The organism is Sphingobacterium phlebotomi (assembly GCF_008180195.1).
GTDB classification, from domain to species: domain Bacteria; phylum Bacteroidota; class Bacteroidia; order Sphingobacteriales; family Sphingobacteriaceae; genus Sphingobacterium; species Sphingobacterium phlebotomi.
The window spans coordinates 217656-232243 of sequence record NZ_VTAV01000004.1; the positions used below are offsets into that span (position 1 = coordinate 217656).

General features: G+C 43.6%; 9 protein-coding genes. 1 reads left to right on the forward strand and 8 read right to left on the reverse strand.

Annotation, left to right across the window (positions count from 1 at the left end):
- Positions 1 to 34: 34 nt before the first annotated feature.
- The 7 genes from FXV77_RS08950 to nagA all read right to left on the reverse strand — a co-directional run bounded on the left by FXV77_RS08950 (position 35) and on the right by nagA (position 12262).
- Complete coding sequence (locus tag FXV77_RS08950; protein WP_148918874.1) at positions 35 to 1342, reverse strand: DUF4959 domain-containing protein; 1308 nt, start codon at positions 1340 to 1342, stop codon at positions 35 to 37.
- 45 nt (positions 1343 to 1387) lie between these two features.
- A complete protein-coding gene (locus FXV77_RS08955) occupies positions 1388 to 3349 on the reverse strand; it encodes a RagB/SusD family nutrient uptake outer membrane protein (protein ID WP_148918875.1) in 1962 nt (653 codons plus the stop codon).
- A gap of 12 nt (positions 3350 to 3361) precedes the next feature.
- The gene (locus FXV77_RS08960) at positions 3362 to 6598 is read right to left on the reverse strand and encodes a SusC/RagA family TonB-linked outer membrane protein (protein ID WP_148918876.1); all 3237 of its coding nucleotides are present in this window, start codon (positions 6596 to 6598) and stop codon (positions 3362 to 3364) included.
- Positions 6599 to 7122: 524 nt separating this feature from the next.
- Complete coding sequence (locus FXV77_RS08965) at positions 7123 to 8481, reverse strand: putative oxidoreductase C-terminal domain-containing protein (RefSeq protein ID WP_187444072.1); 1359 nt, start codon at positions 8479 to 8481, stop codon at positions 7123 to 7125.
- Between the two features lie 29 nt (positions 8482 to 8510).
- Positions 8511 to 9830, reverse strand: a complete 1320-nt coding sequence (locus FXV77_RS08970) for a sugar MFS transporter (protein ID WP_148918878.1) — start codon at positions 9828 to 9830, stop codon at positions 8511 to 8513.
- A gap of 3 nt (positions 9831 to 9833) precedes the next feature.
- Positions 9834 to 10868: a Gfo/Idh/MocA family protein gene (locus FXV77_RS08975; protein WP_148918879.1), complete on the reverse strand. Its 1035-nt coding sequence runs from the start codon at positions 10866 to 10868 to the stop codon at positions 9834 to 9836.
- 179 nt (positions 10869 to 11047) lie between these two features.
- Complete coding sequence (gene nagA / locus FXV77_RS08980; protein WP_148918880.1) at positions 11048 to 12262, reverse strand: N-acetylglucosamine-6-phosphate deacetylase; 1215 nt, start codon at positions 12260 to 12262, stop codon at positions 11048 to 11050.
- A gap of 178 nt (positions 12263 to 12440) precedes the next feature.
- On the opposite strand from nagA, the gene FXV77_RS08985 reads away from it, so the two are divergent.
- A complete protein-coding gene (locus tag FXV77_RS08985; protein WP_148918881.1) occupies positions 12441 to 12641 on the forward strand; it encodes a DUF6965 family protein in 201 nt (66 codons plus the stop codon).
- Positions 12642 to 12697: 56 nt separating this feature from the next.
- On the opposite strand, the gene FXV77_RS08990 is transcribed toward FXV77_RS08985, so the two are convergent.
- Positions 12698 to 14512 carry a DUF4091 domain-containing protein gene (locus tag FXV77_RS08990; protein WP_246162372.1) on the reverse strand — a complete coding sequence of 605 codons (1815 nt, stop codon included), beginning with the start codon at positions 14510 to 14512 and terminating at the stop codon, positions 12698 to 12700.
- Positions 14513 to 14588: the final 76 nt, after the last annotated feature.

Below are 14588 nucleotides of genomic sequence, written 5' to 3' on the forward strand. Positions count from 1 at the left end.
TCTTTAATTTTCAACCATCGGTTACAATCCAAAATTAGTTGGTATTGTCACCGTAGAACGTGATCTCCCCCATGGAAAAATAATTGTCTGAGGGTAGCGGCAACGGCGGGCCGGTAGTAGGCGCAGGTCCGGCGGGTGCAATTTCACGCATCACTAACCGAATATACCGCACCGGCCTTGCTTCTAATGGCACGTGGAATTCTGCTCCGTCTTCTGATAATTTATTCGCAGCGTCAATATCACCTGATTTGTCATAACGCGGTACCGCATGCCAACCTAAATATGTCCAATCATCCTTAAAGGTTTTTGCCGGAAGCACGGTCGTGTTGTCAACACCGTGAATATGACCACCTCGGACACCGATCTCATCTAACCAATAGGGACGATCTGTCAGTCTGCTATGATCGATCTCATCGATACCCCAGGCTTCGAATTGCAGGATATTAACCTGCGCATAAGGCTCGTAACGCCGATAGGGATGAACCACGATCCGGCTAAGCTTTGCAACCTGCTGCATATCGATGGTTATGGAGATACCGCTACTTCCGGATTGTGTCAGCCACCCATGATTTGTGGTGTTAACAATATTATCCCACAGCACGTCGAACTGACCCCTAGAGGCTAACCTAGTGGTGTTGTCATACGGGATATTCGAACGATAGTCGGCGTACGGTTTAGGTATCAATGTCTCGAAGTTCGGCACAGTTGTCAGCCAGGTGGTATCAGAAATATTCCCCCATTTATCTTCAAATGAAAGAGCGAAAGTCGTTTCTACGGCCTCGAAGCCTCTGAAAGCACGTCCTTCTTCCCTGATGCTACTGAAATACATCTCCTCATGATCCACCTTGTTACCTTCTCCGACAGTCATAAATCTGACTCCCAGCTCCGTTGCGTAAGGATTTTCCCAGGACGCGAACACACCACCAAAGGTAGACATCATCTCCAAAGAATTGAACGCTAAGTCTATCGTTGACGGCAATGGTTCAAACTCAACCTCTACCGGTGCCGATCGCTGCTCTTGTCTGTTGACCTTATATAGGGTTGCCTTCGCCTTATTTACACGATGAAATCCCTCAAGCTTCAACGAATTCGTATGTACAGAAGCTTTCTCTGTATACGTTCGTCCATTACGTTCGTATTCGGCCATGACATATAAGATATCCGGGTCATTAGGTATACTGTAGCGGATTTCAGCTCCTCCATTGATTGGTGTGACTTCATACTCCTCCAATGGTCCGGAGGCCCAATCTCCCCCAACAGGACGTTTGTCATCTATCTCTGAGCATGCCGAAAAAGCAGCTAAGAACAAAGTGGCAATTACTATAATAACTATATTTTTCATAACAAAACTTATTAATTTCTATCAGTTCATCTTTATACCGTTGGATTACCACCCGTAGGTTTGCACCAGATTGGTATTGACCCGCAAGTCCCCTATACTGATGGGGAACAGGTAATCTCTGAACGTAACCTGACGTTTTGGTGCATAGGCAGTAGGTACATAAAAATCATCATCGCTTGACGCACCCGTCTCTCCCCACTTCGTTGGTGGTAGCGACCAATATTGACCTGCGGTTTTCCAACGCCGTATATCCCAAAAACGCTGTCCTTCGAATGCTAACTCAATCAGGCGTTCTTTTTGGATAATCCGGCGCATATCGTTCTTATTCTTCGGTGCATCGGGATTGTGCGCAGCCGCTTGCCAAGAGGCTACTACGCCATCTAAGCCGGCTTTGTCCCGAATCTGATCAATCCAATAGTACACCTCTTCGTCAGGTTGCGCTTTGGATTCATTCAATGCTTCGGCATACAACAGGTATAAATCTGCTAAACGTAATAAAGGGAAGTGATAGCGTTGATACGAAAATTGTACACTTGATGAAACGCCCTTGCTAGCGGAAGACTCAAAAGGAAGAATCTTCTTGGGGGTGTAGGAAGCCTGCCCTTGTGTTCCTATGATTTCAGTACCTCTACTCCTTACAAAGGGGCTAAACGTCTGCCCTCCGTCTTCTGTCATAGATTCTGTCTCAAAGAAGCCCCTGTCAATCACCAGATTGGCATAGAAGCGAGGCTCCCGGTTGAAATGCATTGTCGCAGTCACTTCATTGGTAGCAATGTATGACGCATGATTGTCCCCGGGTGTGGCACGTCTTGGCCTGTAGCGGTTGCTATAGTCAAAGTACTTGTCCTCATCCATCGGCACACCGTTATTGGTATAGAACAATTCGCCCATGTGCCAGGACGCCGACATATAATTGAGATAGAGTGGCTGATCCTGAGGATACATATTCGGATAGAAGCTGCGCATCATATTCCCCAACGATGCGAAACTCACACCTCCCTTTCCTTGTGCAAAGTTCTCCTGCGTTGCCCATATTACGCCTGTATTGCGATCAATAGTTTCCGTAACCGACTTGCGAACAGTCATCATCGTGACGAGTGTATCGTTCATAGCAAAAGTCCTTGGCGAGGAGAATTTGTTGAATTCGTACAAAGCATATCCGCCTAAATGTGCTACATCAATGGCCTCTTTTGTTGCTTGTGCAGCTCTTACCCACTTATTGGGATCGGCTACAGATGGTATCAATTGTACGCCACGGTTGTCTACCCAAGCGGCATAGTCGGGGTTTCCATTGAACAGCGGGCTTGCGGCCCAAGCCAATACCTTTGCTTTGATACCTAAGGCAATCACCTGAGAAATCCTGCCTTGTTCGGTCGTAGGGTCCTGGATTACCGGAGGCAAATCCGGGACAGCTTCGTCTAATAGCTCTACGATATAGTCTACGACATCATCGATCGGCTCGCGGTACGCCATGACCTCTTCTGTAGGAGATGATGGCTCCATATTTTCCCGGACAACCACAATCGGCCCGTACAGCTCCATCAGGAAAAAGTGGTAATAGGCTTTCAGAAATTTTACCTCTGCAATCCACTTCCGTCGCTCCCCTTCGTCAATATCCTTAGGAAGATGCGCATTTTCCAAGAAAATATTGCAGGTACGGATTGCTTCGTACATGGGTTTTCCTCCACTACTCCCCGACCAATAATCAAGGTAGGGTGAATTCGAATTTTGATTGCCCTGAGAAATCTGACCTGCCGGACGATTTCCTGCGCGCACATCTGTCCTCCAGTCGTACTCATCCCTGCTGGTTAAATAAGCGGGATAATAGTGGGGATCGGTCGGATCCGGCAGATAGGAATACACCGTCCGAAGGAATTTGTCCATGACCGAACGGTTGGAGAATGTATGTTCCAATGTTGCCGTATCATTGGGTACTACATCAAGGTAATTACAACTCGTCACACCCATTATGGTGGTAAGGGTTATTATTCTTATAAAACTCTTCATGTTCTTGTTTATTTAAAAACTAATACTTAAACCACCGTTGAATACACGCTGAACCGGATACCCCAAACCATTGCCTGCCATCTCCGGATCCCACATCTTAAAGCTAGACCAGTGGAAAAGATTCGTTCCGCTGGCATAGACCCGCATGGACTTCACGAAGAACCTATTTGTCAAGCTTTCTGGCAAGGTATATCCAATCTCTACTTGCTTCAACCGGATGAAGGTACCATCTTGAAGCCAATAGGTACTCCCCGCATTATTGTTCGCTATAGCGTGGTCTGACAGCCGTGGCCAGAACGCATAAATATCTCGATTACTTTCGGACCAATGATCGTCAGCTATGTATTGCAAGAGGCCACGCTGTCCCTGGTTGATGAACGGTGTAATGTTCCCCGGAGAAACATAGAATGACGAACGGGCTGATCCCTGAAAAAACATATTGACGTCAAATGCCTTGTACCCGACGGTGAAACCGCCTCCGTATATAATTTCCGGTGTCGTGGGGTGTCCGATGGGCACCATATCATCCGAATTGATTACCCCATCATCATTGATATCCTTGTACTTGATATCCCCTGCCATATATGTTCCCCCAATCTCTTGACGAGGCGAGTTATTCACTTCCTGTTCGTCAATAAACAAGCGCTCCGCGATATAGCCCATCGGTTGACCTAGTTTTGTTCCGATGCGCGAACGCCAAGGCGCATCACTGTAATCAGCCTCTTCGAATTCCTTATATCGGGCAGATGCATAAGTAAAGTTGCCATTTACAAGCATCCAAAAGCCACTGGCATAAGATTTTTCATATTTTAACTCGGACTCTATCCCCCGACCCTGTGCAACTCCGAGATTGGCCTGAGGAGTTGTCCGTAAGCCCATCGTCGAGGGTATATCCGCCCGGTTTTGCAATATATTTCTACGGGTTTCCTGGAACATATCCGTGATAAGTGTCAAATTATTATCGAACAGACCAATCTCCAGGCCGACATTGGCCTTAGTAGCCACTTCCCAGGTAATCAAATCATTGGCATAACGGTCAATACGTATCCCGTCACGGAAGTAATTATCATTACCCGGCAGACCGAACCAATACCCTGGTCCATTCATATTAATCTGGGACAGATAAAAGAAACGATCATTGACTGAGCCGATCGCATCATTACCCACTTTACCATAGGTGCCTCTTAGCTTCAGATTGGACAAGACGGGTTTCAGGTTTTCCATAAAAGATTCATTACTGATTACCCATCCGGCACCAACGGTTGGAAAGAACCCCCAACGGTTTCTTCTGGCAAAGCGTTCCGTACCGTTGTATCCGAAATTGAACTCTGCAAAATAGCGGGAATCGTAACCATAAGCCACACGACCTGCAGTTGAAATATTTCGCATAGGCAAAGAAGCCTGTATCAAGTCCGACGGCCCCTCGTACAAAGCTGCATAATTCAGCGAACCCTGTTCATTCCGCATGGTACCTACGAGCAAGCCACTGATATCATGCACACCATTTAGTAATTTGTTATAACTCACACGTACCTCTCCGTAATTCGAGGCATTGACTTGCCGAATATCGTTACCGTATGTTAGGTATTCGGTTCCGCCGTCGGGATTGAGTGCCAATAAACTATAGGAGCCATCGACAGTTGAAACAGGTGTATAATAGAATGGCGTATAGCTGCGCTCTAACTGATAGAAGGCCTTACGCATAACATTAAAAGTACCCCTAGCAGATAAACCTTCCAACGCTCCGGTAAACTTGTGATCCATCTCCAACTGCACCAACATCGTAGATTCCTTTGATTCCTTATTGGAACTGACTACCTGAGCTAAAGGATTAACATATTGTCCTAATTCGGAACCCATACCAAACAGGATATGATTAACCCCTCCATAAGTTGCATCTGCGGGATAATACGGGAGGAACTTCACGGGAGTGGCATTTCGGGCTTGATGAAACACATCGGCACCACCAGCTCTCGGACCGGTGCGGTCATCGAACGATCCGTACGCTCGGACGACACCGGTTGTGGTTGGCGCAAAGGTAATGGTCACGTTGGATCGAATCTGAAGCCTGTCAATATTTATGTTGTTGTTGAACAAGTTATCCTTACTTTCTTTCAAGATGCCTTGGTCGTTTTGATAACCCGCGGCCAGATAATACTGTACGGCCTGACCTCCACCGGTAAGATTCAAATTGACCCGACGATTAGTAGAATAGTCTTTTAGTAAATAATCGTACCAATCTACGGACGGATAACGCAGAGGATCCGAACCGCGCTCTGTTTCATAGATGGCAGATGAGGTATGCGGAAGCGATATCTCTGCATCACGGGTCCTCACTGCCTCATTATGGAGCCGCATGTATGTGATCGGGTCTGCCAGGTCAACTAACTTTGTATTGTAAGAAGTGGATTGCTCTGCCCGGGCACTGATCGACAATTTGTCAACCTTCCCTACCTTCGTCGTAACCAAGATAACCCCATTGGCACCACGCGCACCATACAGGGCTGCAGCACTAGCATCTTTCAATACCGAGAAAGAAGCAATGTCATCCACGTTTAGTCGAGCTAAGTCGTTTGTGCTCATCTCAATCCCGTCGATCAAAATCAAGGGATCCCGCTTACCGCCACTACTGAATGTCGTAATTCCCCGTATGAAAAACTCTGCATTGTCCAAACCGGGTTCACCAGATCGTTGATAGGCAATCACACCGGCCAACCTCCCTGCAAAAGCTCCGGTCAGATTACTCGAGGGAACCCTCAGCTCCGAAGGATTAATCGTTGTCACAGCACCAACGAGACTTTCCTTTTTTTGTGCTGTACCGAAAGCGGTAATGACAACTTCTTCCACTGCTTCCGATGCTTCTTCCATAATCACACGGACTTCTTTCAAACCTTTGACAGGCACTTCCTGTGTAATCCAGCCCACTGATTTGATCTCCAGTATCGCGTCATCGTTTGGAATATTAATCGAAAAATTTCCGTTTAAATCCGATACCGTACCAATACTCGTCCCTTTGACCTTGATAGTGGCACCGATTATCCCGGCTTCTTCGGCGTTGCTAATGCGACCGCTGATTGTACGTTCTTGTACAAAAGAGACTCTTTCGAAGACCACGCTACTAGCCTCCAGACCATTCGCTTGTAGCGAAAGAGGGATAAAAGACAGCCAAGCGACAACTGCCATCGAGACGACCTGACAACACCATTTAGCTACTTCGTCTAAACTAGGTTTTATAGTTTTTTTCTTCATAAAAAATAATACTTATCATTATATTGTTAACATTTGATTTTTCACTATTTAGCATTCTAGCTTTTCAAACCCATCAACACTAGAAATTTTTTATTCAGTCCCTCATTGATTAAGCGCTATTTATTTATCAAAAAATGTATAAAGCGGAATAAAACTGACCTAATCACCAATATTATTGTAAACTTTTCGAACACCTGTAATACATTAATCAATCTAGATTGCAAGGCCCGAATGAAAGTCATTGCTCCGAATAAAAAATCAAAATATCAATGAACAAAAATTCTAAACTTATTTGATACGTTTACGTTACCGTTTTTGTACCAATTGAATTAAATCCCCCTTTATTCCTTTTGCAACTTCCATTTTATTACGCGTCGAAATTAAAACTACCGTATGAACATGATGATAAGGATTCGTTATAATAACATTAAATATCATAAAGAAACGCTTAATCGTTTACGTAACCGCGGCAATAACAAAACCAATCCATCTTACCAATATTAACGCATTCGTTATATTTAACACTAAATTTCTTCATGTTCTATCGTTTTAGCTTCCTCTAATGCCTTGGTGGTCAAATAATATTTTGCCAGGATAAACGATTTTTCCCATGCGGGCAAAACACCTTCTTTCCGGTATTGTAAGAATCTATCCAATACTTTTGCGAAATGGTCTTCATGACTGAGATACAGATTATCTGGAATAATGATCTTATAGGTATTTGATACTTTTTCGACGGTTAAGCCAGATAGGCCATTGATTGCGCTCAACGCATCCATGAGTTGGCTTTCAAAATTATCTGCACTGTCGTTCGGTGAAACAAAAACAGCAGCTTTACCCTCCTCATCGGGTTTAACCTCTATTTTCAACTGATTAGCGAGAAAGCATGCATAAAACTGATCTCCTCTTCCATCCAAAGACTCCGCATGCCATCTGACGTCAATCGATACAGGCACCCCTTTAAAAGTATAGTCCATTTTTCCATTACAAAAAACGTCGATGTGGTCGTCGCCAACAACATGTTTTTGCAATGCAGATGGAAAATCGGACAAACCGGTTGATCGTTGGAACTGTTGTTTAGACAGACTGGTTTTCCATCGCCGTGAACCCGTAAGCTTTACATCCTGGTCAATATCGATAACCGTTTCTGATGATAGCATCCATTGTGCCAAATCGATATAATGTGTCGTGACATCGACCAATCCCTCACCTTGTTTTTCTGTATCAAAAAACAAGGCCGGACGTAAAAGCGGTTTACCGGAAACATCCTTGATAAAATGATGTTCACTTTGGAACAAGATTGCCGGTCCATCCTCCACAGCTAATAATCCGCCCGAAAAATTCTTATTATTCAACAAGGACTTCACAATCTGATTTTTCACATCGTATCGCTCGGTCATCATATCGTAAATCAACACCAATTCTTTTCCTCCTTCGCCTTTCATTAAACTGTTCAATTTGCGATAACCGGCGGCATCTATGACCAACGGTTTATCGGCAAAAACATCACGTCCGTGCTGAGCGGACTCTTGGATATAATCTATCTTCCGTTGATTATCGCCAGCCAACACCACAACATTACCAGCTGTTGGCTCAAATGCTTTTTCTAAAAAGTCTACTCCATAATAGTCGACGATTTCCCATCGTGTAGGATCTTCTTCTCGGGTATTGTATTGCGTAATCAATTGCCTATATCCATCTACGGTAGTACCCGAATCTGCAAATAAGTGCACGACCGAATCAATACCTGGATGAACATGCTTTTGAACCAAGGCCGCATGAAAATGCTGTGGATCGATAACTGTCAATCTGGCTCTCTCGTCTTCTCTTTGGCTAGTAGAGTTTTCCCTGTTACATCCTACACTCGATATAAGAAGTACCATGAAAAAAAAGTTACGTAATATTTTCATCTTTACAAACCCCATTTTCTGATTTTGTGACCATAAACTGCATAGTATACTAAGTATATATAACACGGAAATAACACCCAATAGGCTTCTCGTAATCCATAGCCATCAGCAAAATAACCATAAACCATGGGTAAAATAGCGTTACCGCACAACCCCATGATCATCAATGATGCGCCCACTTTAGTAAACCTGCCCAATCCGTCCAGTGCGAGCGGCCAAATACCCGCCCACGTCAAAGAATTAGAAATACCAAGCAATACAATGAACCAAATAGATATATCAACGGTATGTCCTAAGAAAGTAACTTCACCCTTTGCATAAATAATAAGCAACGAAAGTACAGTCCCTAATACCGTAACAATCCTTAATAGATTCGTTTGGCTAATGAACCGCGGTGTAATAGCGATTCCCATGAAATAACCTATAATAGCCATCGTCAATGTATACGATGGAAACACCTTTGCCTCCACAAGCGAAACGCCCATGGATCCCGCATAATTAATGATGGTATCGATAGAAATGACCTGCGCACCAACGTGAATAAAGATAGCCACCGCGCCCAAGATGAGATGGGGAAACTGAAAGATACTGGTTTTATTGCTATTTGTCTCCGCAACTTCTTCACTTTCTTCGTCGGTATTTATCTCCGGAAGTGGAGAATACCGAACTCCGATACCGATCAACAGCATGGCACAACCTACAACTGCATACGGTATGATAACGCGTCGAATCAGTTCATCAAGTGCGGTACTTCGGTCTGCATCCGTCATGTCAGCCAAACTATCAAACATGGCCTGATCTGTTGGGCGAAGTACAGCAGCGGCAAACAGTAGTGGTGCGACAATTCCTGCAAATTTATTACAGATACCCATGATACTGATACGCTGCGCTGCACGCTCTTTCGGCCCCAGAATCGTTATATATGGGTTCGCGGCTGTCTGTAGAATAGCCAATCCAACACCGAGCGTGAACAACCCCAGCAGGAATATCTCGTATGTACGAGTCATCGCCGCTGGAATAAAAATAAATGCACCCGTCGCCAAGACTAGAAACCCAACCATCATTCCTTTCTTGAAACCGACGGCTTTTAACAGGTACGAGGACGGTACCGACATCACAAAATAAGCAATGTAGAACGCAAACGCAACCAAATAGGATTGGAAATGCGTCAGTTCACAGGCAATCTTAAAATACGGTATCAGAATGGCATTTATCCAAGACAAGAAACCGAAAATAAAGAATAATAAGGCTATAATACCAATGGAAATGTTTGTTTCCTTTTTGGTCAAGCTTGCCACTGTTTTTACAGTTATTGCACTCATCTGTTATTTAGATTTTTTGGGTTCACCGTCGTTAGCGTATTCATGATTTAGATCAATCGAACGGCCGTTGGAAAATTTACTGACATCCGCAGTTTCGATAAAAGCACAAATTTCCAGTGTTTCCTTACCATCAAAAGGCACAACTTTGGTATCAAAAAAATCCACTATCTTTTCTAATAACGGATTGTATCCGTTATACGCGCCCAATGCCACGGTGGCCTTCTCACAAAAAATTGTACCTCCATATGCACTTCTACCTTGTTTACCTTGTCTGGTACCTCGTACCGTCCCGATACGACCGCCCTCCCACATACCCACGATAACATCAGCACCCTCTGTATGCGTTCTTGATACAGACTTACACCCTGTCCCCATGGCGGCAAAAAGCATCTCCACGCCATGGATCCCGTACCAGAAAAAATCTGGATGACTCGGATCTAATGCTGCGGGGGTGTATACATCTGCTCCAAGTACCTTACCATATTTACCGTCAATAATATCTTGCATTCCCTCGATGTATCGAAGGGAAGAAGACGAAAAGAATGGAATTTTGTATTGCTCGGAAAGTGCAAATATTTTCTGAGCATCGGCATAAGAAGCTGCTAACGGTTTATCGATAAAAAGCACTTTATTCGCTTTAAATACTTCCTCTGCCTGCTCCAAATGAAGGCGTCCGTCGTTGGTCTCCAACAGAACAAAATCCACCTGTTTCAACAGTTCTTTAATAGATTTGGTAATCTTAACTCCATACTGCTGTATGTCTTTAGTAAATTTCGGAATACGATCCGTAGCCGATGGAATAGTCTTGGTGCCATAGGGGTATGCAGCCACCACTTTATACCCACGATACCCTTCCGGGTTCTCATTAATGGATTTCGCAAAAGCCACAGAATGGGATGTATCCAACCCAATAACACCTATGCGCTTCCCTTCTAGAGAGGCAGTTGGTAATGTAAAAGCGGAAGCTTGACTTGCCGCCAGTCCCAACATGGCTAGGGAACTAGCGCCTAAAAAATCTCTTCTGGTAAGGTTTTTCATTAGTATAAATTATCTATGAGTGTTAGATCTCCATTTTATAGATGAGCTCGTTACACTCGGTTTATTTTTTGATGGCAATGCAGCTTGTGTCAACTGGCTAATCATGCCGGTTTCATGTTTCGGTTTATCTACTTATTTTTATAAATATAGACAATTGTGTACGTAACCGAAAATATTTTTTAAAAATTAATTTCCGATCGTCGTTCATATACCACATTTCCTTTCACCATCGTATATTGAATCTGAATACGATCATCGAAGATAACGATATCCGCGTCTTTTCCAATAGCAATCGAGCCTTTATCTGCTTCTACTTTCATCACCCGTGCCGGATTTAGTGTAATCATGCGGATAATTTCTACCAATGGAATATTGCCCAATTTTAACATCGTCCTAACCAATCTATCCGTTGTTGATACACTTCCGGCAAATGCTGTTCTGTCCTTTAACTTTGCGACACCATCCTCGACGAGCACTTCCATTCCGTCATCATAACTCCCCAGTATTGATGTCGTATCACTGGTACCCGCAGCACGCATAGCATCTGTTATTAACACCATTTTCTCCGGCCCCTTTATTTTGTAAATCAACTTCAATAAAGGATCGGGAAGATGTACACCATCCGCAATGAGCTCAACATCAAAGTCATCAATTAAATATCCAGCCTCAACGACACCTGCATACCGGAAAGCATCACGTCTTGTGACTCCCGACATGGCTGAATAAAAATGGGTCATCAGATTATATCCCGCCCGGTTTGCTTTTTCAACATCTTCATAAATCGCATCAGTGTGCGCGATTGCCGCAATGATATCGTTTGCTACCAAGTATTGTCCAAATGCCAATGCTCCTTCCAATTCGGGAGCGGCGCTCCATCGTACAATACTTTTATAGTTAGCTATCAACGTCTTATATTCATCCGGATCAGGGTTTCGTATATATCTCGGATCTTGCGCACCGCGCTGGCTCATCGCAAAATAGGGACCCTCTAAGTGGATACCCAATAAATCGGCGCCGTCATGAGCATATTTTTTTACACTTTCATAACTCCTTAATGTTTCTTCCAAACGTTCTGTCATGGTGGTCAACGTCGTAGGCACAAGTGATGTCGTTCCGAACCCGGCGTGTGTTTTCGCTATCTGAATAAATGCTTCCTCTGTCCCATCCATAAAATCATATCCACCGCCACCGTGAATGTGAATATCTATAAAACCTGGAGACAAATACTGTTGATTTACATCAATCAATGTATAGTCCTCATATTTATCAAGGGATGAAAGTTCATTCGTTGGAATCACAGCCTTTATTTTACCACTTTCTACCAGCACACCTCCTTCAGTTATGGTATCTTTTAGGATTATTCTCGCGTTATAAAACAACGTCGGTCTTGTCATCTTTAGGTTTTCTTTACATTTGTGTACGTACACGAAGATACAAACTTTTTTTATTTAACAAAATAAACTTCTCTTTTTTTTCAAAAAAAGAAAAACGTCGTTGCTTTGGATGTTTGAGATAATGGGTTGGCCAAAGGATGCTGTACAAAAAAAGGAATTTTCCTATTTTTGTTTATATATGATAACAATAGAGGAGTTGAAAAGCGAGCTTTTAGGGAAACTTTTTCCTGAACGGGTAGAGATTTCACAGGAACAAGTCGTGGTGGATGTGGACACCTTTCTGAAGATACAGTTTATTGAAGCAGAAGCCTGGAAAAAAGATTTAGAAAAATGTCCGGCTTATTTGCGGTTAATCAAATTTCGAGAAGCTGTAAAATAAGATGAATAGAGGGGATCTTATAACGAATAGATCCCCTCTATTTTTATCAAAAATATTTATTCTTGTTGCGCCAATTGAACTGAAAGCTCGTTCAATAATGCTTTCGCATCGTTGAGATCTTGATTCCAAGTCTCGTTACGTTCCGTAATCTTCAATTTTTGTATAGCGTTTTCCAACCGATCTAAATTTGCTTGATCACCTTTGTCTTGTAATGTATGTTTTATTACTTGGATCTTCGCATAATCCTGAAGCCCTTCCAGTAGGCGCTCGTAACGAATCGAGCTTCTGGCATTCGGATATACGATATAGGTATCACCTGCTGGCCAGGTGCGGAAGCGAGAATCTAACAATGGATTTTCCACCCAAGAGTTGAATGCCCAACGCAGCATACCGTCAAAATTCGCCGCTTCGGCATACCATGCTAAAAGAGCAGATTCCGCAGGGTCAGAAAACGTAAACTGGTTAGGAAATGCATCACTACAACAAATATAGAAGGTAGTATTCAGTCCACGCGATTGACGATCTTTGAGATCCTCCGCAGAAAAAGGATGTCCCAACGCAATGCTAATATCATCACTATTCGGATAACGCTGGTAAGTTTTTTGGTTATCAGCATAAGAAACGCCCAATTCCGGTGATACTTTTTGTAATAACGACAAAGCTCCATCCACTTCTTCCCTTGTACGTTCGTCAATAGCAATATTGGTTTTTTCCAACCACCCTTTCCCACGAAGATGCGCTACAAAATCTTCTAAGAACGGCGTCCATAATTCTTCAAATATAGGAGTACCAGGTTTTGCCTCGACATTTACCAATTCATCGCTTGCCTCATCTTGATAATGGATCTCATTATTCCACGGGATAATGGAATAACAGTTGATCATCTTGTTAATTCCCAGATCCAACATAAACTGCACCCATTTATCAAATACGCTGTAATCATACTTCCAAGAACCATCCTTTTGCTTTGTCCAAATAATCATATCCGCGTACGGGTCGAATGTCTGCACATTCCATGGATCCTTGTTAAGTGTTGCTGTAACCACTTTTTGCCCTACATCGGCTAACATCTGCATTTGTGGTTTCAACGCTTCAAAATGTTCTTCAGACCACATTTCAAGTCCTTCTACGCGAGCAACTGCGGAGGGATGTTGCCATTGGTCCAAATGGTAAGTCCATTCCGAGGGCTTTGGCAAGACTTGATCGATAACATGCAAGGAAAGGTCCAGTTCCTGCGTGGGCACATCACCCGCTTTCACCTGTACTTTTGCCGTATAGTTTCCTGGCTTTGCGTCCGCTGGAATACGCACCGTTACCCAAACAGGCCGTACTTTCTTTGCTTCGAGACTGAAAGAAGTGAGATTATCCAACATATCGGGAGAAAGCGATGAAGCAAAATTTTCCGGTTTTCGGTGTCCACATCCTCCGGCAAATTCATCGGTCATCACGTAGCGAACGAAATGGGCCGACGCAATATCAGCAGGTAAATCCTCTCCGTTTTCTGTACGGAACCCCGATACTTCCACTTGCGCATCGGCAACTTCAGCATTGGTCCATAGCAATATTTGAGCAGAGACACGCTCCCCTCTCCATCCTGTTACAGATTCTTGCTTTTCGATAGCAAAGTCCGGAGCTATCGATTTTGGAAAGCGTTTATCAATGGTCACAAAAGAAGCATGTAGTCCACTTTCAACCTTAGACCAATCCGACAACGTATCTGTTGTCGGATCGGGTAATTCCGTAAAACTGGCCAATTCGAATGGTGTCTTTCGCTCCTGCTCTTGTTGATTTTGGGTACAAGCAGCAGCCATACCCAACAAGATAGCACTATACAAAACACCTTTTAATTTCTTCGTATTTAAGTTCATCATAAATAAATTATAACCTAAACTTAGCGAAAATGGCAAGCACCTGCAAATCGTATTGAAACACAATCGATTGCTTAAA

What these genes read in the sequence shown, in the direction of transcription:
- FXV77_RS08960 (WP_148918876.1), bottom strand. Translation starts at nt 6,598, where the DNA reads ATGAAGAAAAAAACTATAAAACCTAGTTTAGACGAAGTAGCTAAATGG.
- FXV77_RS08950 (WP_148918874.1), bottom strand. Translation starts at nt 1,342, where the DNA reads ATGAAAAATATAGTTATTATAGTAATTGCCACTTTGTTCTTAGCTGCT.
- FXV77_RS08965 (WP_187444072.1), bottom strand. Translation starts at nt 8,481, where the DNA reads ATGGTACTTCTTATATCGAGTGTAGGATGTAACAGGGAAAACTCTACT.
- FXV77_RS08990 (WP_246162372.1), bottom strand. Translation starts at nt 14,512, where the DNA reads ATGATGAACTTAAATACGAAGAAATTAAAAGGTGTTTTGTATAGTGCT.
- FXV77_RS08985 (WP_148918881.1), top strand. Translation starts at nt 12,441, where the DNA reads ATGATAACAATAGAGGAGTTGAAAAGCGAGCTTTTAGGGAAACTTTTT.
- FXV77_RS08975 (WP_148918879.1), bottom strand. Translation starts at nt 10,868, where the DNA reads ATGAAAAACCTTACCAGAAGAGATTTTTTAGGCGCTAGTTCCCTAGCC.
- nagA (WP_148918880.1), bottom strand. Translation starts at nt 12,262, where the DNA reads ATGACAAGACCGACGTTGTTTTATAACGCGAGAATAATCCTAAAAGAT.
- FXV77_RS08955 (WP_148918875.1), bottom strand. Translation starts at nt 3,349, where the DNA reads ATGAAGAGTTTTATAAGAATAATAACCCTTACCACCATAATGGGTGTG.
- FXV77_RS08970 (WP_148918878.1), bottom strand. Translation starts at nt 9,830, where the DNA reads ATGAGTGCAATAACTGTAAAAACAGTGGCAAGCTTGACCAAAAAGGAA.